A 24,515-nucleotide genomic window follows, 5' to 3' on the forward strand; every position below is an offset into this window, starting at 1 on the left:
TTTTTATGGGTTAATATTTATGTAGTTTTTTTAACAAAAAATTATTGATTTTATATTTTAAAAATTATCTTTGCAGTCTGAAAAAAGGATTTATTTGATAACTTTCAATTAAGTCAATTTCATAAACCTAAATAGCTATTTAATAAATACATAAGTAATGTCTAAAGTAATAGGAAAAGTTGCCCAAATCATTGGTCCAGTAGTTGATGTTGTTTTCAACGGTAAAGATGTTGAACTTCCAAAAATTTATGATTCGTTAGAAATCACAAGAAAAGATGGAACTATCTTGGTTCTAGAAGTACAATCGCACATTGGTGAAAACACTGTACGTACCATTTCGATGGATTCAACAGATGGTTTGAGTAGAGGTTATGAAGTAGTAGGTACAGGAAATCCAATCCAAATGCCAATTGGACCAGACGTTTACGGACGTTTATTCAATGTTATTGGAGATGCCATTGACGGTTTAGGGAACTTACCAAAAACAGGAGAAAATGGATTGTCAATCCACAGAGCTGCTCCAAAATTCGAAGATTTATCAACTTCTTCTGAAGTTTTATTTACAGGTATTAAAGTAATCGATTTAATTGAGCCATACGCAAAAGGGGGTAAAATTGGATTGTTTGGTGGTGCTGGAGTAGGTAAAACAGTATTGATTCAAGAGTTGATCAACAATATTGCAAAAGGTCACGGTGGACTTTCAGTATTCGCAGGAGTTGGTGAAAGAACTCGTGAAGGAAATGACTTACTTCGTGAGATGTTAGAGTCTGGAATTATTAAATACGGAGAGGAATTCATGCACTCTATGGAAAATGGAGGATGGGATTTGTCTAAAGTAGATATGCCAGGGATGAGAGAGTCAAAAGCTACTTTCGTTTTCGGACAAATGAATGAGCCACCAGGAGCTCGTGCTCGTGTAGCACTTTCTGGATTATCTATCGCTGAGTATTTCCGTGATGGAGCTGGATCTGATCAAGGTAAAGATGTATTGTTCTTCGTGGATAATATCTTCCGTTTTACACAAGCAGGTTCTGAGGTATCGGCACTTTTAGGTCGTATGCCATCTGCAGTAGGTTACCAACCGACATTAGCAACTGAAATGGGAGCTATGCAAGAGCGTATCACATCTACAAACAAGGGATCTATTACTTCTGTACAAGCGGTTTACGTACCTGCGGATGATTTAACTGACCCGGCGCCAGCAACAACATTTGCTCACTTAGATGCTACAACAGTATTGTCTCGTAAAATTGCTGAGTTAGGTATTTATCCTGCGGTAGATCCATTGGATTCTACTTCAAGAATCTTAACACCACAAATTTTAGGTGATGAGCACTATGATTGTGCACAAAGAGTAAAAGAAATTTTGCAGAAATACAAACAATTACAAGATATCATTGCGATCCTTGGTATGGAAGAGTTATCTGAAGAAGATAAATTGTCTGTATCTAGAGCACGTCGTGTTCAACGTTTCTTATCTCAACCATTCCACGTTGCTGAGCAATTTACAGGAATTCCAGGGGTATTAGTTGACATTAAAGATACTATCAAAGGATTTAACATGATTATTGATGGTGAATTAGATCACTTGCCAGAAGCTGCTTTCAACCTTAAAGGAACTATTGAACAAGTAATTGAGGCTGGAGAAAAAATGTTAGCAGAAGCATAATTCAATTAACAATGGATAATTTACAATTGACAATGTAAAAAATTATCAATTATCAATTATCAATTATCAATTATCAATTATCAAAATGATTTTAGAAATAGTATCACCAGAGGCAAAGTTATTTTCAGGAGAAATTACTTCATTATACCTTCCAGGAGTTGATGGAGATTTTCAAATCTTGAATAATCACGCGCCAATTGTTTCTTTGCTTAAAAAAGGAACTGTAAAAATTGCAGCGCCAAGTTTTACGCTTTCTAAAGAAGCAGCAGCTAAATTAACGAAAGTAAATGACCAATTGTATACCTTATCAGTGGAGTCAGGAACAATCGAAATGAAAGACAATAAAGTAATTCTATTAGCTGACTAATACGAATTAAGATTCATTAAAAAAGCCTAACATTCGTTAGGCTTTTTTGTTTTATACCATTACTGTTGAGAACAATAATTATTATTGTGTTTTCCCGCAATAACCAAGACGCCAGCTACCAAAACTAGATTTTTGATAATGTATTGACCCACAAGAGTTGGACGGTATGGAAAATTATCAAAACAAGCGTTTGTTAGAAGAAAAAGTGGAAAAATAGTAGCTATCATATGCAGTAACAACAAGAGTGTCGTAAGCGGCACTAATCGTTTGATCAATAGTCCTAACCCAATGAATACTTCGCATAGTCCTAACACTGGAATGAAAATCTCAGGCTTGAACCAAAAAACCGTTTCCTCTACTAGGTCACCTGCAGGGCTGATTCCGATTATTTTTAATCCACCAAACCAAATGTAAACAATAGCTAAAGCGATTCGCATAATTATAATGCTATGTCGTTCAATTTTTATACTAAACGAACAATAGAAGGAGTTGAAATGTTGTGTCATGGGAACCTAATTTAGAATTAAATTAATCCGAAGCAAATAGTAACTATTTGCTTCAGATTAGTTGATAATAAAACAAACCACTTATTTTTATTTTCAACATATTTGTAATTTATTCAGCGCCATCAATACGGGCTCTTGCTATTGCGAATTTTCCAACCGTTTCTCCCAAAAGCAATCCTTTTTCGCAATCACTTCTATAATGGATTGCACCAAATAATCGGGAATTGGACGCGTCTTTTGCCATAGCGTTAAATTGGGTAGCCTTTTCAGGCACAATATGAGACAAAACAGTAGCGGCTGCACCACTAAATGTAGAATGTCCAGATACATAGGCAGGGAAGTTTGGAATCCCTGTCAATGTTTTTATTGACGGGTCTATCTGTGTTGGTCTAGGGTTAAAATAATAATATTTGGCATCCCAACAACTAATTGCGGCATCCATAAGTGAAAGATTCAATAAGGCCATATTTCTAGCCCAACGTACCTCGCTGTAATTTTTTGTTACAAAGGCATCTGCTGCGATTGCGTTCCAATGTCCTGGTGGCGTATAAGTTCCTACGCCATCTGCCCAAAATGTTACTATATCCATTTCTTTGCGACTAGCATTTTGACTGAATTTTTTTACTTCGGCTAGTTCTTTTGCAAACTGTACCGATTTAGTTGATGGTGGCGGGACAGGGCGACTAGCAATAACGTCAGCTGTAGACATCAAGAACGAACGTACATTCCCAAACAGAGGCAACATAGGTGGTCGAGCAGGCAAATCTAATGATAACCAAGGAATTTCGCCTTTTGCTTTTGTTTGGGCTTCGAGTTGCGTCCAAATAGTTTGATTTCCAACAGCTGCTCCCATTCCGTCAGTTGATGCTCTAGTGATGTATTTTGTCGCAATTTTTCTTCCCAATGAAATACCGGCTTCTACATCACTACGGACGTTAGCGCCACTAATAATTCGATATAATTTTTCTTCCTCTGCTTTTCCATTGATATAAGCAATCTCAGTTGGAAATAATAATTTTAATAATTCTACAGTTACACCAGCTAATACTCCGTCTTCTGAAGGATATGAAGGCATCCCGTTTTTAGGAATGAGCACTTTTATAGTATTGTCTACAACATAGGGAGCTGCACGGTTGTATAGCTTTTTATAATGCCAAGTTGCGACCAATGCATCATATTGGGCAGCACTTACATAAGCATAGGCACGAGCTGCATAAGGTGGATTTGAAAAAGGAAAAGGAGTATTGGCAAACGGATTAGTAGCTGAGGGAGTTGGATAGGTTCCGTCTGCATTTTGGTAAGGAGGGCGATTATACTTAGCCACTAAGCTGCGCATAATTTCGTTCCAACGTAAAACACTACCTGCACTCCAGTATTGGATTATGGATTTTTGTTCTTTACTAATATTGGCTTGATAGCTTTTAATTTCATTTAATTCTCTAGTAAATGCTGCATTTGAAGTAGTCATTGGAGCATCTAAACTAAATTCATCAGGAGCAGAAAGTAAAATAGGTTTCCAATTTCCAGCCAAATCATCATTATTGGAAGGATTTAACATTGGATAACTTTCTGAACGATCATCAATTTCATTACTACAAGATGAAATAGAGATAAAAGAAACAAATCCTAAAAGAGTGATAATTATATTTTTCATTGTGTTTTTTTATTGAAATTGATGATGTAAAAGAAGCCTGCATAGATGGCATTTGTTTGACCCACATTTCGTCCGTCTACAACGTGATTGAAACCACCAACAAGCGAAAGTGCTTCTTTACCAGGGAAAGTATATTTTGTATGCATTCCAATTCTAAGAGAATTCATTGTATTACTTGGAAAAGGCATATTGTTTTTAGTAATGTCAAAACCGCCTTGCGTTACTTGGTTATCCAAAATAGCTTCAGCAATTAAACGACCAGAACGGTAGCCCGTGCGTAAGTTTATATTAATTACATCAGGCATCACTACTTCATTAGAGTAGACCATTTCTGTTGTAAAATAGGTATTTCGGTCTATTGTAATTGCAGCTCTTTTTTGATACGCTGCGGAAACTGTGGTAAAAAAGTTACCTCTTTGATAGTCACCCATTAAACGGAAAGTAGCTGTTCTACTTTGTAGACCAATACTTAAGGGTAAATAATCGGCAACATAGTTGGTCGTTGGAATTGAGATACCTGCTATCGTGTACACTGAATAAATACCTTGCCCAATCGTTTTTTCAATAGGCATGTATTTTATCGTAGCGGATAAATCTTGCAATCCATTTTGTCCTTTCAAAGTGCCTGCCGAAGCTTTGGTAGCGATATAAGGCAAACTCACAATCACGTTCAATTTGTCAGTAACTCCATAGTTTCCGTTGATGCTGATAGTGTTGTTAGAAACCGTTCCTAAATTTTGATTGTCTCTTTTGAAGGTTCCTTCCCAATAATTACTCCAGGCACCGTATTGAAAAATCGCTCCTGTACAGAGTTGGTTTTTACTCATCATGATGCCGTCAATTTCAGTTTGCGCATTTGCAATAAACTGGCAAAGTAATAGACAGCAGAAATATATTTTTTTCATTTTAGATAATTAATAGCATCTTACAAATGAATAGCCTCAACTCAATAGCGTTGATGAAATGAGTGATAACAAGACACCATTACTTTTAAGTAACGGGATGGAATATTCATTCTAAGAAAAATAAATAGTAAATAAGATAGAATACTGTATTTGACGTGTGGCATTATACCCTAAGTGGGTTTTACGTCACGAGTGTAGCCAATAATTTTGCAGAATTAAATAATACCTTGTTGTAAAATACGGTGTATTAAACAGACAATTCAATGGAGTACATAATAATTGGTTAACCCGAAATTAAATACAATCCGGAGGAGAATAGGGTAATGAAAGATGACCTGGATTAGTAAATTCAGTGTCATCTGCAGCAAATGCTTCAGTTAAAGCAACTGCTTGAGCTGGCATAGGAATGCTAACTTCAGGATTATCGATATAATCTTTGATAAATGATTTCAATAATTTTTTTGTAGGCGATTCTTTCGAAGATCCTGTATTAAATAATTGACTATGAACAAGTTCGTTTAAGTCTTTGCTTACGGTATTTTCATTAGTATTAGGCAGGTAATACAAACTTAAAACATTGTCTTTTATTTGCTTTTTAAAGATATGATAGCTTTTATTATTGATGACTACATCTTCGTTTACATCTTCAAATTCTGTGTCATCGACAAAGGAATACAAAGAGGCATTTAATCGTAAAACTCGAAAATCAGAAGGGCTTGTATTTTCCATACGCGCAACCCATGCTTGCTGCTCTTTGAACGCAAACATTAAATAATAACCTATCATGTTGTAGAATAAGGTTACTACTAAAAAAAGGGTGGCTATTCTCTTCATCGGTAACGAAAATAGAAAACTATTCAATCGCCAAATCTTCTAACTAGATTATTTTAACATTTTTTTAACAAAAGTTGAACTGTTGCTACAACGAAAACCTTTTCGATTTTGCCTCAAAAATTTGAAGAAACCAAAAGATCAAAAAATTGCCTTATTTTTGTAGCGTATGAAAAAGCTGCCAGAAATACTTTTTAATAAATTAAATGTTCGTTTGCAAAACAACGCATTACGTAAGTTGCCACAAGAAACTGACTTGGTTGATTTTTCATCGAACGATTATTTGGGTTTTTCTAATTCTAAATTAATTTTTGATACTACACATCAGTATTTGTTAGAACATAATCAAATACAAAATGGCGCTACAGGATCTCGTTTGCTTTCTGGCAACCATTCTATTTACAAAACTGCGGAGGATTATATCACTCAATTTCATCAAGCACAATCAGCTTTGATTTTCAATTCTGGTTATGACGCTAATGTCGGTTTTTTCAGTGCTGTTCCTCAAAAAGGAGATTTGATTTTGTATGATGAATTATGTCATGCCTCTATTCGGGATGGGATTCAGCTATCCAATGCGAAAGCCTATAAGTTCCAACATAATGATTTAGAGGATTTAGAACGATTATTAGTTCGGAATTCAGAAAAGACAATTTATATCGTTACTGAATCCGTTTTTTCAATGGATGGTGATACGCCTAATTTGGAAGAATTGGTTCAGTTGGCTGAAAAACACGATGCGTATATGGTAGTTGACGAAGCACATGCTTTAGGTGTTTTAGGTGACAAAGGGGAAGGTCTAGTTCAAAGTTTACATCTACAAGATTCAGTTTTTGCCCGAATCATGACTTTTGGCAAAGGATTGGGCTGTCATGGTGCTGCAATTTTGGGAAGCGAAGAATTGAAAAGTTATCTAGTCAATTTTGCTCGAAGTTTTATTTATACCACGGGTTTATCGCCTCATTCGGTGGCTACTATTTTGATGGCTTATCAGCAGTTGGAAAAAGCAACATATAGTCAACAACAATTAAAAAATAACATTGCTCATTTCAATCAGGAAAAGAATCGATTGAGCTTAAAGCCGTTGTTTGTATTTAGTAAATCAGCCATTCAATCAGCTATTATTCCTGGGAATGAAAAAGTCAAAAGCATAGCCCATCAATTACAAAGCAAAGGATTTGATGTTAAGCCTATTTTGTCTCCAACGGTTCCTGAAGGCCAAGAGCGCTTGCGTTTTTGTTTGCACAGTTACAATTCAGAAAATGAAATTACTCAATTAGTACAATTATTATCTAATTGTATAATTTAACTTTTTTCTATCATTTATTTCCTGATAACTTATCGATATTTGTACTCAAATTGTATAAAAAATGAAACTATTTATTACAGGAATTGGAACCGATGTGGGTAAAACTATTGCTTCATCAATTATTGTAGAATCACTTCAAGCTGATTACTGGAAACCGGTTCAAGCGGGGGATTTAGATAACTCAGACAGTCATAAAATTCAATCTTATATTTCTAATTCTTCAACTGTTATACACGAAAACAGTTATAAATTAACTACGCCAGCTAGTCCACATTTAGCTGCTAAATTGGATCAAATTATAATCGATATACAACTAATTGTTGAGCCAAAAACAGCCAATCATCTTGTTATTGAAGGAGCGGGCGGACTCTTAGTTCCCTTAAATAATTCGGATTACATCATTGATTTGATTAAAGATGATTACAAAGTGATTGTAGTTTCTAGACACTATTTGGGCAGTATTAATCATACATTATTAACTTTAGAAGCCTTGCGCTCCCGCAATATTCCTGTTGCGGGTATTGTATTTTCAGGTGATGAATACCCTTCTTCTGAAGAAATTATTTTAAGCAAGTCAAATGCTAAATTTATTGGAAGAATAGAAAACGAACCTTATTTTGATCAGAATGTAATTCAGTATTACGCGGATAAATTTAGAGAGCCATTGCAAAGTTTATAATTCATTTGTCAATCTGCTAATTTTTCTCGGTGTATCTTTGTTCTTTAAAATGTAAATATGAGTTTTTCATTAAGAGATAAAAAACACAATTGGCATCCCTATACCCAACACAAAACTGCACCAGACTTCCCCGCAATTGTTAAAGGGAATGGAGCTTTACTTTGGGATGAAAATGGGAAAGAATACATTGACGCAATTGCTTCTTGGTGGGTCAATCCGTATGGGCATTCAAACCAAGTTATGGCAGATGCTATTTACAAGCAATTGACAACTTTAGAGCATGTCTTGTTTGGCGGATTTACACATAATGTAGCGGTTGAACTCTCAGAAAAGCTCACTCAAATTTTACCAAAAAACCAACAAAAATTATTTTATTCCGATAACGGTTCTACTGCAGTTGAAGTTGCTATTAAAGTGGCCTTGCAATACCATTACAATAAGGGAGTTAAAAAAACTAAAATCATTGCTTTTGAAGACGCCTTTCATGGAGATACTTTTGGTGCCATGGCTGCAAGTGGGATTTCTTTTTTCACAGAGGCTTTTGAAGGATCGCTTTTAGAAGTTGTTCGAATTCCTATTCCAGTCGAAGGAAAAGAAAATGAAACCAAACAGCTGTTAGAGGAATTGCTTACAACCAATGAATTTGCAGCATTTATCTTTGAACCCTTGGTGCTTGGTGCGGCGGGAATGATTATGTATTCTCCACAAATTTTAGACGAGCTGATTGCTTTGTGCAAAAGCCATAATGTCTTTACCATAGCCGATGAAGTGATGACCGGTTTTGGTAAAACAGGAAAAACATTTGCTTGTGACTATCTGTCGCTGCAACCGGATATGATGTGTTTGTCCAAAGCACTTACAGGAGGTACAATTCCTATGGCAATTACGACCTTTACTCAGGAAATTTTTGATGGATTTTATGACGATGACACTTCAAAAGCACTATTTCATGGTCATACTTTTACTGCGAATCCAACAGGTTGTGCTGCAGCTTTAGCCAGTATTTCTATTTTACAAACAGAGGCAATTCAAAAAAATATTCAAGAGGTAAATCAATCTCATTTGCAATTTGAACAACATATAAAAAAGCATCCAAAAGTACTTGCCACTCGAGTGTTGGGAGTAATTTTTGCATTAGAAATAAAGTCAGAGGTGAAAGAGAGCTATTATGGGACTATGCGCAATACATTGTATAATCATTTCATTGAAAATGGAGTAATATTACGTCCAGTTGGGAATGTTGTTTACATTTTACCTCCTTACATTATCTCTAAAGAGCAATTACAAAAAGTATATCAAGTCATCGAAAATGCTCTTGAAATAGTTTAATTTTGCATAAAATAAATTCTTTGTCACAAACCATCTCCATAACGGCCATTGCTTCTGTTTCTCCTTTGGGAAATGATTCCGAAACTATTTGGAAGAATTACCAAAACCCTGAACCTAGTTTTCATATTCAATTATTAGATCGAAAGAATACTTGTGTAGGGGCATTAGATGAGGAATCAAAAGCAGAAGTTTCCGCTTTAAGACATTCCGATACTAAATACAATTCACTGGATAATTCTGTTTTATTTGCAATGCTGGCTTCTCGTCAAGCCATTGCCAAAGCAGGGTGGTCAAAGCAGGATGTTTTCGGAATAAATATTGGATCGTCTCGTGGCGCAACGGATCTGTTTGAAAACCATTTTAAAGAATATATTGCAACGGGTAGTGCGCCAACCTTAACCTCTCCTACTACAACCTTAGGTAATATTTCCTCTTGGGTAGCACACGATTTACAAAGTTCGGGACCAGAAATTTCTCATTCAATCACCTGTTCGACCGCTTTACACGCAGTGTTGAATGGCGTTGCTTGGTTACGATCTGGAATGGCAGACAAGTTTTTAGTTGGGGGTAGCGAAGCTCCTTTGACTGATTTCACTATTGCTCAAATGCGCGCCTTAAAAATTTACTCTCGAAGTCAAGATGAATATCCTAATCGCGCATTGGATTTAGAAAAAAAACAAAACACATTAATTTTAGGTGAAGGTGCTGGCGTTTGTTGTTTGGAAATTGGAAAAAAAGAAAACGCTTTAGCTTATATTGAAGGTATCGGCTATGCTACAGAAATTTTAGAACACAATATTTCCATTTCGGCTGAAGCAGACTGTTTCCAAAAATCAATGAGAATGGCATTAGCAAATACGGATTTGTCCGAAGTAGGCGCCATAGTAATGCACGCTCCTGGAACTATCAAAGGCGATTTGACAGAATACAAAGCCATTGAAAAAGTATTTGGCAGCAAACTTCCTTTATTGACTTCCAACAAATGGAAAATAGGACATACTTTTGGTGCTTCTGGGATTTTGAGTATGGAGTTGGCTATTTTGATGTTGCAACACAATCAATTTGTGGGCGTTCCTTTTGCGAAAAAGCAAGAACAGACGCAATCCATTAGAAAGGTTTTGGTCAATGCAGTTGGTTTTGGCGGCAATGCAGTGAGTATTTTATTGTCCTTGTAGTTGGAGCTTGTCATAGCTTGTCGAAGACTAATTTTTTCTAGCTTCTAATTCCTTCACTTTTTCGTACACTAAATTACTTTCGTAACCTTTACGCAATAAAAAATCACAACATTTTTTACGTTTTTTTAGCCCGTTGGATTCTTTTATGGAATGCCAATTTCGTTCGGCTAGTGCATTGAAATTAGTATCGTATTCTTCGGGTGTAATTTCTTTGAGTGCCAAATTGATGTTGTAAGTAGAGATATTTCTAAATTTCAATTCGTTGACGATGCGCACTTTGCCCCAAAATTTAATGCGGTGTTTTCCGCGGGCAAAGCTACAAGCAAACCGACTTTCGTTGAGGTAGTTTTCTTTAATTAAATGAGCTACTATTTCGTCAATTTCATTCGCATCCATTTTCATAGCGCGGAGTTTTTGCATCACTTCATCGTGGCAACGCTCCTGATAGGCACAAAAATGTTCTATTTTATGAATCGCTTCTTTAACAGAATTGACTTCGCTCATTGGGTTAGCTTTTAAAGTTGAAAAGTAAGTATTTTAATTGGATTGAAAACTTACAATTTGGCAAAAATCACTAAATATAGGTATTTTAAAATATTCCTTTTTTAGTTAAATTTGTTTTAACTAGTTGAAATCAATAACGTTAACTATAATAATTGTGCCCCCTTTATGTATTCTTTTTTCCAAATCAAGCACGGAAAAGCGATAGCTTTTTGGCTTATTCATTTTACTTTATTCATTGGCTATAGCCAAGAAGTTCAAGTCGATTCCAATTTTAATAAACAAGATGATGGTCTCTCAGGAGATGGCTTTGACGGCACCGTTAGATCTGTCGCGATTCAAACTGATGGAAAACTACTCGTTGGAGGAGAGTTTCTTAATTTCAACGGAAATGTCACCCCTTATTTTTGCAGATTATTGACAGATGGGTCCAAAGACCCTACGTTTATTTTGGGATCAGGGTTCAATGGCAGAATAAACGCATCAGTTATCGAATCCGATGGGAAAATTATCGTTGGAGGTAGTTTTACTTCATTTAATGGAGCTCCCGTAGGGCGTTTAATCCGATTGAATGTTGATGGATCAAGAGATAGTAGTTTTGACACTTCTGTTGCGGTCGGAAGCGGAATTATTTATGGATTAGCATTACAAGCTGATGGGAAATTGCTTGTGGTTGGAAGTTTTACCAAATACAATGAGACTTCCGTTAACAGAATAGCAAGACTTTTACCAAATGGTACTTTGGACAGTTCTTTTGTCACCGGAACAGCAGCTACGAGTACTATTGATGATGTAGTGATTGGTGCCGATGGTAAAATAGTCCTTTCGGGAACCTTTACTTCTTTTAATGGAAACTCGAGTTATTCCAAATTAGTTCGGTTACACTCCAATGGAAGTATTGACACTTCGTTTTCAATAGGTGCCGGATTTGACGACTCTATTGAAGCTATAGCGATTCAACCCGATGGTAAAATAATAGTAGGCGGTAGTTTTCTAAACTACAACGGATCGACCCAAAATAGAATTGTTCGTTTGAATTCAAATGGAGTTGTTGATTCAAGTTTTCTTTCAGGTACAGGTTTTAATAATGGAACAGTCCATACCATTCTTGTAGCATCAAGTGGTATTTTGATTGGGGGTAATTTTTCTGATCAATACAAAACAACTGATGTGAATCGTTTGGTTCTTTTAAAAAGTAACGGAACTATTGCTTCTGATTTTACTATTGGCGAAGGCCCTGCAACAGCAACTGTTTATGCTTTAGCTGCATCATCCGATAGTTTTTTTGTAGGAGGTTCATTTTCTGTTTTTGATGAGTTAAAACAAGGCAGATTAGCTAAGATTAGTTTTAAGGGAGAACTAGATAATGAATTTCTAACTTCTGGTGTTGGGTTTGATAAATCGGTTAATAAATTGATTCCATTGGCTGATGGGAGTTGTATAGCTTTTGGAAGTTTTACTCAATTCAATGGGAAATTAGTGAGTCGAATAGCGAAGATTAATTCAAAAGGAGAGTTGGACACTACCTTTAATTTCAATCAAATAGGAGCCAATAATACAGTAAAAGAAGTGTTAGTGCTCCCCGATGGTAAATTATTAGTTGCTGGAAATTTTACAAATTACAATGACTCTTCTATTAGGCGTATGGTTCGGTTACATGCCAATGGCACGGTGGATTCTTCATTCAATATAGGATCTGGGTTTAATTCAATGGTTCATTCTATTATATTACAAAATGACGGTAAAATTATTGCTGCGGGAAGTTTTTCTAGCTACAAAGGAGTATCGGTAAATAAAGTCATTCGCTTGTTAGCGAATGGTGATTTGGATAGTAGTTTTAATATAGGTACAAATCCAAACGACAATCCTACTTTAGTAGTACTACAAGCTGATGGGAAGGTTTTAGTAAGTGGAGAGTTTAGTACTTTTAATGGGGTAGCTTCGAATAGATTAATTCGGCTCAATGTTGATGGCTCTATTGACACGAGTTTTAATGTTGGGACTGGATTTGTAGGGTTTGTATATGCAATTACTTTGCAAAATGACGGAAAAATTCTTGTTGGTGGTTCTTTCACAAGTTTTAATGGTCAGTCAAACAGGCGAATTGTTCGTTTAAATCCAGATGGAAGCCAAGATACTTCTTTTAATTCTGGGTCAGGATTTAGTAATGGAATTGTGAGAACAATAGCAGTACAATCCAATGGTAGTATTCTTTTAGGGGGTTCGTTTTCGAGCAAGTATAATGGAATAAATGTAAAGAGAATGCTTCGTCTTTTTTCGAATGGAACCTTTGATTCCTCTTTTCCAATTTCAATAAATGGGGAAGTTTTAGCTATTGCATTAGTCAAAGGGGGTGCTATTATTGGGGGTAATTTTAATTCAATTTCAGGAGTATCTAAGCATCGAATTGCTAAGCTACTCTTTTGTCAAGAAGGTACAATTTGGGACGGTACAAATTGGAGTAATGGATTGCCAACTATAGATAAGACCGTTATTTTTAATTCCAATTATAATATTGAAACAGATTTAAAAATCTGTTCTTGCGTTGTTAATTCAGGAATAAGAGTTGGAGTAAGAAATTCGGCAACCCTGGAGCTGACTCTACATCTTTCTGGTCAAGGAAAGTTAATTTTTGAAAACAATTCGTCACTCTATCAATTTGATGACGCTATCGTCAACTCCGGTTCTATTGAATACATTCGCAAATCTACACCTATGCGGAAAACGGATTATACTTATTGGTCTTCACCTGTGGCGGCTCAGCAATTGAAATTCCTTTCTCCTAACTCGCCCAGTGCTACATTTTATTCTTTTAATTCACAATCCAATAATTGGCAAAATGAATCCACTAATGCAAAGATGATTCCGGGTAAAGGGTATATTTTTCAAGCGCCACAAAATTTTTCAGAGACTACTCCTTCGGTTTTTGATGCTGTTTTTTCAGGAATCCCAAATAATGGTTTACTAATTATTCCTAATGTAAAAACAGACAATCCCATTTTAATTGGGAATCCCTATCCATCTGCACTAAATGCTGATGCGTTTATTTTGGAGAATCAAAATGTCCTTCAAGGAAGTCTATATTTTTGGACACATAATACACCAATTACAAATGGTCAATATACTTCAAATGATTATGCAGTTTATAACATTTTCGGCGGAATAGGAACAGCAGCTAAAAATAGTGGAGTAAATAATAAAATTCCTAATGGTAAAATTGCATCAGGTCAAGCGTTTTTTGTTGTAGGAACCAACCAATTAGGTGCGATTACGTTTAAGAATTCTATGCGACTAAAAACAGATAATAACTTATTCTTTAAAATTGGAAATTCACAAAAAGCGATCATAAATTCTAATTTTGAGAAACATCGAATTTGGCTTAATTTGTCCAATAAACAAGGACTTTTTAAACAAATTTTATTGGGATATGCCACTGGAGCCACCAATGAAAGAGACGTATTGTTTGATGGGCTTTCATTGGACGGAAATGAATGGTTGGATTTCTATAGCTTAAATAATGGCGATAAAAATTCGATTCAGGCGAGAGCATTGCCTTTTGATACAAACGACGTTATCAATATTGGTTATAGAGCAAAACAGGAGGGTAGTTTTGCAATTGGCTTGGACGATTTTGATGGCTTATTTGTAAATCAATCCATTTATTTAGAAGACCTTCAAGAATCAAAAATTCAAGATTTGAAGAAAGGACAGTATTCTTTCTTTACAACTAAAGGAACTTTTGATAACCGCTTTAAATTACTTTTTCAAGACAAAAATGCAGTTCTTGAAAATACAGATATTGAGGTGCAAGTTGTAGCACAAAACAATCAAATCCAGATAAGTTCTTCAAAAGAAACGATAAATAAAGTAGTGTTATATTCACTAGATGGGAAACAATTATACAAAGCTTCAGAATTAAAAACAAAAACGCATTTAATTGAAGCAGCGATTTGGAAATCTAAAATACTTATTGTTCAAATTACTCTGGAAACTGGAGAAGTAGTCCGTCGTAAAGTTTTGTTTTAAAATGAAAAAGTTTCCAGTCTTTTCAGGCTGGAAGCTTTTATATAGTTGCAATTCATTTTTATTTTCCTTTTATAGAGGCCTCTAAATTTCTTTCGATTTTGTGTCCTGGACGAGACCATTTTGGTTTTTCGCCTAAGGCAACAAATTGAGAATCTTCGGCTTCTACCGTTGGCGGTTGTACCATTTTTGTAAATGGTTTTTGTGGTTTCAATCCTAGTAATTCAAACATTTTCATGTCTTCATTCACATCTGGATTAGGCGTAGTCAATAATTTATTTCCTGCAAAGATGGAATTGGCACCAGCAAAGAAACACATCGCCTGGCCTTCGCGACTCATATTCGTTCTTCCTGCTGATAAACGCACTTGAGTTTCAGGCATTACAATTCGAGTTGTGGCTACCATTCGAATCATTTCCCAAATTTCAACCGGTTCTTCATCTTCCAAAGGAGTTCCATCTACAGCAACCAAAGCATTAATTGGCACTGATTCGGGTTGAGGATTCAATGTGGAAAGAGCTACCAGCATTCCGGCTCTGTCTTCAATACTTTCTCCCATTCCGATAATTCCCCCGCTACAAACGGTAACGTTAGTTTTACGAACATTCTCTATCGTTTGTAAACGGTCTTCAAAACCACGTGTCGAAATAACTTCTTTATAATATTCTTCAGAGGTATCTAAATTGTGGTTGTAAGCATATAAACCCGCTTCGGCTAAACGTTGTGCTTGGTTTTCGGTAATCATACCCAAAGTACAACATACTTCCATGTCTAATTTGTTGATGGTACGTACCATTTCTAACACTTGGTCAAATTCTGGTCCGTCTTTTACATTACGCCAAGCGGCTCCCATACAAACGCGAGATGATCCAGCAGATTTAGCATTTAATGCTTGCGCTTTTACTTGGTTAACAGTCATTAAATCATTCCCTTCAACGTTGGTATTGTAGCGTGCTGCTTGAGGGCAATATCCGCAATCTTCAGAACAACCACCCGTTTTGATGGATAATAGTGTAGAAACTTGAACTACATTAGGATCGTGATTTTCTCTATGTATAGTGGCTGCGTCATACAATAAATCCATTAACGGTCTATTGTAAATCGCTATAATTTCTTCTTTAGTCCAATCGTGTTTTGTAATGCTCATGGGTATAATTTTATGTATCAAAAGTAATCAAATAGTTTCAAACAAGCAATGGTATTATCTCACACCAATCCACCATTTATAATCCGCTAAGATAGCGTAACGAATACTCTTTGTCTTTTTGAAGTTGCTGGATTAGTAATGTTACCGACTCAAATTTTTGTTCTGACCGAATAGGATGAATAATAGATACGGTAATTTTTTGGTCGTAGATGGTTGATTCAAAATCAAATAGATGTACTTCAATCGTTTTCTCTTTGCCCTCAACGGTTGGATTAAATCCAATGTTCATCATCCCAAAAACTGCCTTTTCCTCAATAAGTGCTTGCACAATATAAACGCCGTTTTTAGGAATTAGTTTATAATCTTCACTTAATTGAATATTGGCTGTTGGAAACCCAATGGTTCTCCCTAATTGTTTTCCTTTTACAACGGTTCCGCTAAAAACATAATCATAACCTAAATAATCGTTAGCGAGATGAATTTCTCCTTCTTCGAGTGCAGTTCTGATTTTGGTTGAGCTAATCGAAATTGCATTAATTTCTTGTGCTGATATTTGTTCGACTTCGAAACCATATTTTTTACCAAACGCTTCTAAATCTTCAAAATTAGCGGTTCTGTTTTTTCCAAAACGATGATCATAGCCAATAATTATTTTCTGAATATGCAATTGGTCAACCAAAATAGTTTTGACAAATTCTTCAGCAGTCAATTGAGAAAAAACCTCATCAAAAGGATGGATGATTAAATTTTCAATCCCTATTTTCTCAAATAACCCTATTTTTTCATCAATGGTATTTAATAATTTCAAATCTGTTTTTCCTTGTAATACCATTCTAGGGTGAGGGAAAAAAGTGAGAACGGTACTTTCAAACTCTCCATTATGAGTGTTTTGAATCAATTTTTTTAGAATTGCAGTATGTCCAATATGCACACCATCAAAAGTGCCCAATGTAAGAATGGTTTTCTTATCTGATTCAAAATCGTGTATGGAATGAAAAATTTTCAATATTTTTTCGTTTATTTTGATTGCAAATTTACGTTAATCTATTTGAAATTTTGAAGCAATGCGTGTTGGTTTTGTCTGAAATTTTAAACTATCAATCAAAAGTTTAAAAAAAATAGTTATTATGTGAAAAATTATATAGCTCCCTAATTTAATTCCGTTAAAATAAGCTAATTTTGGTCATCCAAAGCTTCCAAATCCATGAAAAGAAATTGTATTGTATTCTTTTTATTTACTTTTTATACACTTGTAAATGCTCAAGTTGTTTCTCCATGGAAACGAGTCCCTAGTTCCGATTTTACGCTAAAAAACGATGCTGGAGCTACTCCGTCAGGGAAGAGTAAGTTGCTGTTTTATTTAGATCAAGAGCAACTTAAGACCTCATTAGAAGTTTTGTCTCATAAAAGGAAAGGTGATTTCGTACTAATTGAGTTTCCTAATTCCAATGGAGACCTAGAACAATTTGTAGTGAAAGAATTATCTAATTTTGCTCCTGAATTACAAGAAAAATATCCAGAAATCAGAGCTTTTTCGGGTAAAAGTAGTGGTGATAAAACAGCTGTTATTCATTTTAGTTTTTCACCCTATGGATTTCAGTCTATGATACTTCGCGCTAATTCTGGCTCCGAGTTTATAGAAGGGTATTCCATTCCGCAATCCATTTATACTATTTTTTCAAGTCGTGATAATGAATCGGAGGCACGTTTAATTTGCACTTCTTTTGAATCAATGGCTAAACCGATACGGTCTCTATCATCAAAGACTGTTTCTTCTAACGGTATGTTCAAAACACTTCGTTTGGCACTCGCATGTACAGGAGAGTACACTGCTCATTTTGGAGGAGTGCCACAAGCTTTGGCGGCTATGAATGCAACCATGACAAGAGTAAATGGAGTTTTTAATAAAGATTTAGCATTGCATTTAAATTTAATTCCCAATACAGAAATTTTAATTTATCCCAATGCCGCGACTGATCCTTTTTCGCCTGCAAATATTGGCGCTCAAGGCGCTTGGAATATGCAGCTTCAAAGAGATCTTTCTGAAAAAATCGGAAATTCAAATTACGATATTGGACATTTACTAGGCGCTTCAGGTGGCGGTGGAAATGCTGGCTGTATAGGATGTGTTTGTCAAAATCCACAATCACAGAATGATTTAGCTAAAGGCAGTGGCTATTCCTCGCCTTCAGATGGTAAACCCGAGGGAGATAGCTTTGATATAGATTTTGTAGCGCATGAAATCGGTCATCAATTAGGTGCTAATCATACTTTTTCTCATGAAATAGAAGGTACTGGGGTTAGTGTTGAACCAGGTAGCGGTTCCACTATAATGGGTTATGCTGGGTTAACAGATTACAACGTTCAATTGAATTCGGACGATTATTTTTCTAAAGTTAGCATCGAACAAATTTTAACTAATCTTTCCGCTAAAAGTTGTCCCGTAGTTACCACTTTGTCTAGTCAGACTCCAACAGTAAATGCTGGTCCTGATTATGTAATTCCAAAAAGCACCCCATTTTATTTAAAAGGAACCTCTACAGATCCAAATGGAGATAGCATTAGCTATTGTTGGGAACAAATAGATTCTGCTATCAATACTTCTGGAAGTTCTAGCGTTGCATTTCCAACAAAAGAAAACGGACCCCTTTTTAGATCCGTTTATCCCTCTTCATCTCCAATTCGTTTTTTTCCTTCATTTTCGAATGTTTTAAATTCAGTTTTAACATCAAAGTGGGAATCTGTTGTAGACATTTCAAGAGAATTAAATTTAGCATTAACAGTTAGAGATAATGCTTTAGGTAATGTAGCACAGACTAATTCAGACACTATGAAAGTTCAGGTTGATGCGACTACAGGTCCTTTTGAATTTTTATCGCAAAGCGAAGCTGATTTGTCATGGCCTGCTTCTAGTTTTCAAACCATAACATGGGCTGTAAATAACACTATGAAGTTGCCAGGAGCTTCTCATGTCAATATAAAATTATCAATAGATGGTGGTCAAACATTTCCGATTGTTTTAAAATCAAATACTCCAAACGATGGTTCAGAATTAATAGTAGTTCCTAAAGGAATTGTTGGTAAAAATTGCAGACTCTTAATTGAACCGGTATCCTCAATTTTTTACGCCGTAAATAAAGAGTCTTTTGCAATAGGATACTCTTCTGTTACCACATGTAGCACCTACGATTTTCCTACGCCATTCGAGATACCAGAGTCTATTACTCCGTTAACTAGAACAATTTCAGTTCCAGTTAACTCGTCAATGGTTTCTGATGTTAATGTAAAAGTAGAATTGAGTCATGAATATATTTCAGACGTTCATATTGAATTAATAAGTCCGCAAAGGAGAGTAATAAAACTGTTAGAAAACAAATGTGGAGATACTAATTCTAGTTTGAAACTTAATTTTGATGACCAAGGAACAGAACTTAATTGCACCTCTTCGCTGCTGCAAAATGTAGTTCCAATAGATCCTTTAAATGTATTAAATGATAGTAATCCTTCCGGAAATTGGTCCATCAGAGCCAGAGATTTGTTTAGTGGAGATAGTGGGTCTATTCAGTCAGCTTCTGTAACCATTTGCACCAAAGCATTTACTCCGATCGCTCCATTTGAAATAGATTTAAGCTCAGTTTTAGTGTATCCAAATCCAAATCAAGGAGAATTTAATGTTATTTTTACAAGCGATCAAGTCGCAGAAAAAACAATTATGGTACATGATTTACTAGGAAGAAAAATTTACGAAAAACAATTCCTTAGTACTACCATTTTTTATGAAACAATCCAACTAGTCAATGTTCAAACGGGAGTCTATATTGTAACAGTAAAAGATGGTCCAAGACAATTAACCAAGAAAATAGTAATCGAGTAATTAGTGGTTCTTATTTTCCATTGAAGCTAGTCATAGTGTTTTCTAGACCAGCAGTTCCAAAAGATTGTATAATTGCGGCTGCTAATTCAAGTCGTTCAGGGAGTTTAGCTTTTTCTTCTTCATCCCATTCGCCTAATACATAGTCCACCTGTTGTCCTTTTTTGAATTGGTCACTAATTCCGAAACGGAAACGAGTATAGTTTTGAGTATTTAAGATTAAATTGATGTTTTTGAGTCCGTTATGCCCGCCATCACTTCCTTTGGGTTTGATGCGAATGGTACCAAAAGACAAGTTCAAGTCATCGGTAATTACCAATATATTTTCTAAAGGAATATTTTCTTTATCCATCCAGTATTTAACCGCTTTCCCGCTTAAATTCATGTAAGTGTTGGGTTTTAACAAAAAGAAAGTACGCCCTTTAAATTTGTACTCGGCAAGAGTGCCTAATTTTACCGTTTCAAAAGAAAGATTTTCCTTTTTAGCCAAAAAGTCCAAGACTTTAAATCCAATATTATGACGTGTATTGACATATTCGGCTCCGATATTTCCTAGCCCAACAATTAAAAATTTATTACTCACGCTTTTCATATTGTTATTTGTGTGTTCGTGAACCTCCGGTTTCTTACTATCTGTATCACTTACTGTTTTACTAGAGGCAAACAGTTGTTTTATCCATTGAATCATACTGCAAAAATAAACTTATTTAAAAGAATCAACCAAAAAAAAAGCACCAGTTGTAGAACTGATGCTTTTTCATATGATTGAAAAAAAATTATTTTTTCCCTTTTGGTGCTTTTGCAGCCTTTGCAGCTTCTTGAGCCGCTTTCATAGCCGCACGAGAAATTCTTACTTGACAAACTACAGTATTGTCTGGGTGCATTAATTTGTATTTGTCAGAAACTAATTTCGTAACATACAATTTGTTACCCATTTCAAGTGGAGTGATGTCAGCCTCAACAAAATCTGGAAGATTTTTAGGTAAAGCTTTCACTTTTAATTTACGAGTGTTCAAACGTAAAACACCACCTGCAAGAACACCTTTAGAGGTACCAACAATTTTCACAGGAACTTCCATAGTGATTTCTTTATTGTCAAACAATTGGAAGAAGTCAATGTGTAAAATTCTGTCAGTTACTGGGTGAACTTGAATGTCTTGCAAAATTGCATTGAATGATTTTCCTTTACCCAAATCAATCACAACTGTGTGTGCGTTTGGAGTGTAAACCAAGTTTTTAAATGCTTTTTCTTCTGCTGAAAAATGAACTGGTTGATCTCCTCCGTATAAAACGCAAGGAATCGCTCCAGCATTACGTAAGGCTTTAGTAGCTACTTTGCCCACGCTTTCTCTTTCTGATCCTTTGATTGTAATTGATTTCATTGTAAAAAAATATAGTTATTAAAAATATTACATAATAAACTTTCCACTAATGGAATTGTTGTGGTGCACCATGTGCATTACTTCTGCGAAAAGAGGTGCACAACTCAACACTCTGATCTTGTCCGATTTTTTCTTCAACGGAATAGAATCGGTAACTATTAACTCACTTAATTTTGAGTTTTCTATTTTTTCGTAGGCTTCTCCAGATAAGATTGGGTGAGTACAAATCGCTCTTACGCTCAAGGCTCCTTTTTCAATCATTAAATCTGCGGCTTTCGCCAAAGTTCCTCCAGTATCGATCATGTCGTCTACTAGAATTACGTTTCTGCCTTTCACCTCTCCAATCAACTCCATAGTGTCAATTACATTGGCTACTTTTCTTTGTTTGTAACAAACTACTACGTCAGATTCTAAAAATTTAGAGTAGGCGTAGGCTCTTTTTGAACCTCCCATATCAGGAGACGCAATCGTTAAATTTTCCAAACCTAAACTTTTCACATACGGTAAAAAGATGGTTGAAGCAAAAAGATGATCTACTGGTTTTTCGAAAAAACCTTGGATTTGATCTGCGTGTAAATCCATAGTCATTACTCTAGTTGCTCCAGCGGCATCCAATAAGTTGGCTACTAATTTAGCTCCAATTGGCACCCTTGGTTTGTCTTTTCTATCCTGCCTTGCCCAACCGAAGTAAGGAATGACAGCAGTAATATGTCTAGCTGATGCACGTTTAGCCGCATCAATCATTAATAACAATTCCATCAAGTTGTCCGCACTTGGAAAAGTCGAACAAACTATAAATACACGTAATCCTCTTATAGACTCTTCATAAGAAGGCTGGAATTCACCATCGCTATAGGTTGAGGTAATTACTTTTCCTAGTGGCACTCCATATGCTTGCGCAATTTGTTCTGCTAGGTATACACTTTTTGAACATGCAAAAATTTTAGCTTCTGGTTCGTGGTGCGACATTCGTATTGTTTATTAGTCCGTGACCCTTTTATAGTTAGACTATTAATTTTATAATAGTTGTAGCTACTTTATACGCCTCGGTTGTAGTTAGTTAGTTAGCTGTGTTTTAACGAGCTGCAAATTTATAAAATTTATCCAACTCTGAAAGGAAAAATTTAAGTATTTTTTGTAGCACGTTTAATTTTATTTTTTACATTTGCACCGTGTTAAAGGAATCGAGGCTTGATTTTGTATTAAACTCTTCTTTTATTGCGTTAAAATAACTGTTGTTATTTTATGTCTGCTAAGCCCGGATGACTGTTTTGCTTTTATTTTTTTAAAAATAAATCAGAAATTTCGAAGCTATAATTTGCCCGGGTGGCGGAATTGGTAGACGCGCTGGTCTCAAACACCTGTGGGAAACCGTGCCGGTTCGACTCCGGCTCCGGGTACAAAAGCCTCTTCGAAAGAAGAGGCTTTTTTGTTTTGCTAACTTCTCTAATTGATATTCACTTTTTACTTTTTTGTGAGACGAAAAACAGTACATTTGTTTATTATTTTTAAAGAATAATTAAACAAAAAATCAATCTATTTTTCTTTCTTGAAAAAACAGTCCCTACATATTGTTTGGTTCAAACGCGACTTTCGTTTGGTGGATAATGAAGCCTTGTTTCATGCGCATCAATCGGGTGTGCCGCTGTTATTCATTTGTTTTTTTGAACCTAGCGTTATGAGTTATCCCGATTCGGATGTACGCCATTGGCGATTCATTTACGAATCTATTCAGGATTTGAATAAAAAATTAGCGCCGTCGAAAGCAAAAATCTATTTTTTTCATGACGAAGTCAAAACTGTTTTTTCCAAATTAATTCAGGAATATGAGGTAAAAAGTGTTTTCTCCCATCAAGAAATCGGAAATAAGTTAACCTACGACCGCGATTTGGAAATGAAAGCGTTTTTTGATTCCAATGACATCATTTGGAGAGAATTTCAAATGCACGGTGTCATTCGCAGATTAAAATCAAGACAAGATTGGGACAAACGCTGGGAACAAGTCATGCGAGATACTCCAAAAATCATACAAGAATCTGATTTAAAAACGGTTGAATTAGATCCTGATTTTTACAACCAAATAAAAGGAGCCGATTTATCAACTGAAATTACTACTCCTAACAAAAATTTTCAACGAGGTGGCGAATATTGGGCCTGGCGTTATTTGGATAGTTTTGTTAAAGAACGTTATGTCAATTACAGCAAACACATTTCCAAACCGGCCTTGAGTAGAAAAGGCTGCAGTCGCTTGTCGCCTTACTTGACTTATGGAAACATTAGTATGCGGATGATTTATCAATATACCAATCAGCATTATGAAGCATCCAAAAACAAACGCGCCATTCTCAATTTTGTTTCGCGCTTGCATTGGCATTGCCATTTCATTCAAAAATTTGAAGACGAATGCGAAATGGAATTTGAAAACGCCAACCGTGCCTATGATTCTTTGGTAAAACCAAAAAATGAGACCTACATCAAAGCTTGGCAAGAAGGAAAAACGGGTGTGCCAATTGTCGATGCTTGTATGCGATGTTTGGTAGCAACGGGCTATATCAATTTTAGAATGCGTGCGATGGTGGTGTCATTTTTCACTTTTAATTTATGGCAAGATTGGCGTGAATTGCATTTTTTGGCAAGGCAATTTTTAGATTATGAACCTGGAATTCATTATCCTCAAATTCAAATGCAATCTGGGACCACGGGAATTAATACGATACGAATTTACAGTCCGATTAAAAATTCAGAAGAGCATGATCCTGATGGAATTTTCATTAAACAATGGCTCCCCGAATTAGCAGAAGTGCCCGTGCATTTGTTACATGAACCTTGGAAAATGAATGAAATGGAACAGCAATTTTACAATTGTACCATTGGGAAAGACTATCCAGCTCCTATTGTTGATATTGAAGCAACTCGTAAGTATGCTAGCGACATCGTTTGGAGCTTTCGAAAAAAAGACGAAGTCAAACAAGAAGGAAAACGTATTTTGCAAAAACACGTGAGTAACCCCAATAAACCTAAAAATGCGAGGAGTAAAAAAACAAAACCTACCGACTAAAACCTGTATTGTTTGCCAAAAACCATTCGCTTGGCGTAAAAAATGGGAAAAAGTGTGGGACGAAGTAAAATACTGTAGTGATAAATGCAGAGGAAAAAAATAAATTAAG

Annotated in this window: 20 protein-coding genes and 1 tRNA gene; 11 read left to right on the plus strand and 10 right to left on the minus strand. The window is 35.6% G+C overall.

All coding sequences use genetic code 11. From position 1 onward, the window contains the following. Positions 1–157: 157 nt before the first annotated feature. Both atpD and LPC23_RS03575 read left to right on the plus strand, forming a co-directional pair. Positions 158–1,669: a F0F1 ATP synthase subunit beta gene (gene atpD / locus LPC23_RS03570; protein WP_229331135.1), complete on the plus strand. Its 1,512-nt coding sequence runs from the start codon at positions 158–160 to the stop codon at positions 1,667–1,669. Between the two features lie 85 nt (positions 1,670–1,754). Then, entirely contained in the window at positions 1,755–2,036 is a 282-nt protein-coding gene (locus LPC23_RS03575; RefSeq protein WP_229326617.1) for a F0F1 ATP synthase subunit delta/epsilon, read from the plus strand. 59 nt (positions 2,037–2,095) lie between these two features. Here LPC23_RS03575 and LPC23_RS03580 read toward each other — a convergent pair whose 3' ends face one another. The 4 genes from LPC23_RS03580 to LPC23_RS03595 all read right to left on the minus strand — a co-directional run bounded on the left by LPC23_RS03580 (position 2,096) and on the right by LPC23_RS03595 (position 5,935). Continuing rightward, a complete protein-coding gene (locus tag LPC23_RS03580; RefSeq protein WP_229331137.1) occupies positions 2,096–2,542 on the minus strand; it encodes a DoxX family membrane protein in 447 nt (148 codons plus the stop codon). Positions 2,543–2,651: 109 nt separating this feature from the next. Continuing rightward, positions 2,652–4,196 carry a vanadium-dependent haloperoxidase gene (locus LPC23_RS03585; RefSeq protein ID WP_229331139.1) on the minus strand — a complete coding sequence of 515 codons (1,545 nt, stop codon included), beginning with the start codon at positions 4,194–4,196 and terminating at the stop codon, positions 2,652–2,654. After that, entirely contained in the window at positions 4,193–5,101 is a 909-nt protein-coding gene (locus tag LPC23_RS03590; protein WP_229331141.1) for a hypothetical protein, read from the minus strand. The genes LPC23_RS03585 and LPC23_RS03590 overlap by 4 nt, the downstream gene beginning before the upstream one ends. Positions 5,102–5,395: 294 nt before the next feature. After that, positions 5,396–5,935 carry a hypothetical protein gene (locus LPC23_RS03595; RefSeq protein WP_229331143.1) on the minus strand — a complete coding sequence of 180 codons (540 nt, stop codon included), beginning with the start codon at positions 5,933–5,935 and terminating at the stop codon, positions 5,396–5,398. Positions 5,936–6,101: 166 nt separating this feature from the next. On the opposite strand from LPC23_RS03595, the gene LPC23_RS03600 reads away from it, so the two are divergent. The 4 genes from LPC23_RS03600 (at position 6,102) to LPC23_RS03615 (ending at position 10,424) form a co-directional block, all read left to right on the plus strand. Next, on the plus strand, positions 6,102–7,241 hold the full coding sequence (locus tag LPC23_RS03600) for an aminotransferase class I/II-fold pyridoxal phosphate-dependent enzyme (RefSeq protein WP_229331145.1): 1,140 nt from the start codon (positions 6,102–6,104) through the stop codon (positions 7,239–7,241). Between the two features lie 61 nt (positions 7,242–7,302). Beyond that, entirely contained in the window at positions 7,303–7,920 is a 618-nt protein-coding gene (gene bioD, locus LPC23_RS03605; RefSeq protein ID WP_229331148.1) for a dethiobiotin synthase, read from the plus strand. A gap of 57 nt (positions 7,921–7,977) precedes the next feature. Further along, positions 7,978–9,249 carry an adenosylmethionine--8-amino-7-oxononanoate transaminase gene (bioA, locus tag LPC23_RS03610; RefSeq protein WP_229331150.1) on the plus strand — a complete coding sequence of 424 codons (1,272 nt, stop codon included), beginning with the start codon at positions 7,978–7,980 and terminating at the stop codon, positions 9,247–9,249. A gap of 20 nt (positions 9,250–9,269) precedes the next feature. Further along, on the plus strand, positions 9,270–10,424 hold the full coding sequence (locus tag LPC23_RS03615) for a beta-ketoacyl synthase N-terminal-like domain-containing protein (RefSeq protein WP_229331152.1): 1,155 nt from the start codon (positions 9,270–9,272) through the stop codon (positions 10,422–10,424). 27 nt (positions 10,425–10,451) lie between these two features. On the opposite strand, the gene LPC23_RS03620 is transcribed toward LPC23_RS03615, so the two are convergent. Beyond that, complete coding sequence (locus tag LPC23_RS03620; protein WP_229331154.1) at positions 10,452–10,928, minus strand: regulatory protein RecX; 477 nt, start codon at positions 10,926–10,928, stop codon at positions 10,452–10,454. Positions 10,929–11,093: 165 nt separating this feature from the next. Between LPC23_RS03620 and LPC23_RS03625 the strand changes: the two genes are divergently transcribed. Then, positions 11,094–14,951 carry a calcium-binding protein gene (locus tag LPC23_RS03625; RefSeq protein WP_229331156.1) on the plus strand — a complete coding sequence of 1,286 codons (3,858 nt, stop codon included), beginning with the start codon at positions 11,094–11,096 and terminating at the stop codon, positions 14,949–14,951. A gap of 58 nt (positions 14,952–15,009) precedes the next feature. Here the strand turns inward: LPC23_RS03625 and bioB are convergent, their stop codons facing one another. Together bioB and LPC23_RS03635 are read right to left on the minus strand one after the other, a co-directional pair. Next, a complete protein-coding gene (bioB, locus tag LPC23_RS03630; RefSeq protein ID WP_229331158.1) occupies positions 15,010–16,095 on the minus strand; it encodes a biotin synthase BioB in 1,086 nt (361 codons plus the stop codon). Positions 16,096–16,171: 76 nt separating this feature from the next. Further along, a complete protein-coding gene (locus LPC23_RS03635; RefSeq protein WP_229331160.1) occupies positions 16,172–17,101 on the minus strand; it encodes a bifunctional riboflavin kinase/FAD synthetase in 930 nt (309 codons plus the stop codon). A 198-nt stretch (positions 17,102–17,299) separates the two neighbouring features. Between LPC23_RS03635 and LPC23_RS03640 the strand changes: the two genes are divergently transcribed. Beyond that, complete coding sequence (locus tag LPC23_RS03640; RefSeq protein WP_229331162.1) at positions 17,300–19,969, plus strand: zinc-dependent metalloprotease; 2,670 nt, start codon at positions 17,300–17,302, stop codon at positions 19,967–19,969. Positions 19,970–19,979: 10 nt separating this feature from the next. On the opposite strand, the gene pth is transcribed toward LPC23_RS03640, so the two are convergent. The 3 genes from pth to LPC23_RS03655 form a co-directional block, all read right to left on the minus strand. Then, complete coding sequence (gene pth / locus LPC23_RS03645) at positions 19,980–20,654, minus strand: aminoacyl-tRNA hydrolase (protein ID WP_229331164.1); 675 nt, start codon at positions 20,652–20,654, stop codon at positions 19,980–19,982. A gap of 88 nt (positions 20,655–20,742) precedes the next feature. Beyond that, on the minus strand, positions 20,743–21,348 hold the full coding sequence (locus LPC23_RS03650) for a 50S ribosomal protein L25/general stress protein Ctc (protein WP_229326645.1): 606 nt from the start codon (positions 21,346–21,348) through the stop codon (positions 20,743–20,745). Positions 21,349–21,375: 27 nt separating this feature from the next. Then, positions 21,376–22,317: a ribose-phosphate pyrophosphokinase gene (locus tag LPC23_RS03655; protein WP_229331165.1), complete on the minus strand. Its 942-nt coding sequence runs from the start codon at positions 22,315–22,317 to the stop codon at positions 21,376–21,378. 351 nt (positions 22,318–22,668) lie between these two features. Between LPC23_RS03655 and LPC23_RS03660 the strand changes: the two genes are divergently transcribed. From LPC23_RS03660 to LPC23_RS03670, 3 genes are all read left to right on the plus strand, one after another. Next, positions 22,669–22,748 (plus strand) — tRNA-Leu (locus LPC23_RS03660). Positions 22,749–22,897: 149 nt separating this feature from the next. After that, on the plus strand, positions 22,898–24,406 hold the full coding sequence (locus tag LPC23_RS03665; protein WP_229331167.1) for a cryptochrome/deoxyribodipyrimidine photo-lyase family protein: 1,509 nt from the start codon (positions 22,898–22,900) through the stop codon (positions 24,404–24,406). Next, on the plus strand, positions 24,372–24,509 hold the full coding sequence (locus LPC23_RS03670; protein WP_229331169.1) for a DUF2256 domain-containing protein: 138 nt from the start codon (positions 24,372–24,374) through the stop codon (positions 24,507–24,509). The genes LPC23_RS03665 and LPC23_RS03670 overlap by 35 nt, the downstream gene beginning before the upstream one ends. Positions 24,510–24,515 lie beyond the last annotated feature (6 nt).

The sequence above is a fragment of the Flavobacterium ammonificans genome (assembly GCF_020885975.1).
GTDB classification, from domain to species: Bacteria; Bacteroidota; Bacteroidia; order Flavobacteriales; family Flavobacteriaceae; genus Flavobacterium; species Flavobacterium ammonificans.

Coding starts and splice junctions, on each gene's coding strand:
- LPC23_RS03640 (WP_229331162.1), top strand. CDS start 17,300: ATGAAAAGAAATTGTATTGTATTCTTTTTATTTACTTTTTATACACTT.
- LPC23_RS03575 (WP_229326617.1), top strand. CDS start 1,755: ATGATTTTAGAAATAGTATCACCAGAGGCAAAGTTATTTTCAGGAGAA.
- bioD (WP_229331148.1), top strand. CDS start 7,303: ATGAAACTATTTATTACAGGAATTGGAACCGATGTGGGTAAAACTATT.
- LPC23_RS03670 (WP_229331169.1), top strand. CDS start 24,372: ATGCGAGGAGTAAAAAAACAAAACCTACCGACTAAAACCTGTATTGTT.
- pth (WP_229331164.1), bottom strand. CDS start 20,654: ATGATTCAATGGATAAAACAACTGTTTGCCTCTAGTAAAACAGTAAGT.
- LPC23_RS03655 (WP_229331165.1), bottom strand. CDS start 22,317: ATGTCGCACCACGAACCAGAAGCTAAAATTTTTGCATGTTCAAAAAGT.
- LPC23_RS03590 (WP_229331141.1), bottom strand. CDS start 5,101: ATGAAAAAAATATATTTCTGCTGTCTATTACTTTGCCAGTTTATTGCA.
- LPC23_RS03595 (WP_229331143.1), bottom strand. CDS start 5,935: ATGAAGAGAATAGCCACCCTTTTTTTAGTAGTAACCTTATTCTACAAC.
- LPC23_RS03585 (WP_229331139.1), bottom strand. CDS start 4,196: ATGAAAAATATAATTATCACTCTTTTAGGATTTGTTTCTTTTATCTCT.
- LPC23_RS03620 (WP_229331154.1), bottom strand. CDS start 10,928: ATGAGCGAAGTCAATTCTGTTAAAGAAGCGATTCATAAAATAGAACAT.
- LPC23_RS03600 (WP_229331145.1), top strand. CDS start 6,102: ATGAAAAAGCTGCCAGAAATACTTTTTAATAAATTAAATGTTCGTTTG.
- LPC23_RS03625 (WP_229331156.1), top strand. CDS start 11,094: ATGTATTCTTTTTTCCAAATCAAGCACGGAAAAGCGATAGCTTTTTGG.
- bioA (WP_229331150.1), top strand. CDS start 7,978: ATGAGTTTTTCATTAAGAGATAAAAAACACAATTGGCATCCCTATACC.
- bioB (WP_229331158.1), bottom strand. CDS start 16,095: ATGAGCATTACAAAACACGATTGGACTAAAGAAGAAATTATAGCGATT.
- atpD (WP_229331135.1), top strand. CDS start 158: ATGTCTAAAGTAATAGGAAAAGTTGCCCAAATCATTGGTCCAGTAGTT.
- LPC23_RS03650 (WP_229326645.1), bottom strand. CDS start 21,348: ATGAAATCAATTACAATCAAAGGATCAGAAAGAGAAAGCGTGGGCAAA.
- LPC23_RS03580 (WP_229331137.1), bottom strand. CDS start 2,542: ATGACACAACATTTCAACTCCTTCTATTGTTCGTTTAGTATAAAAATT.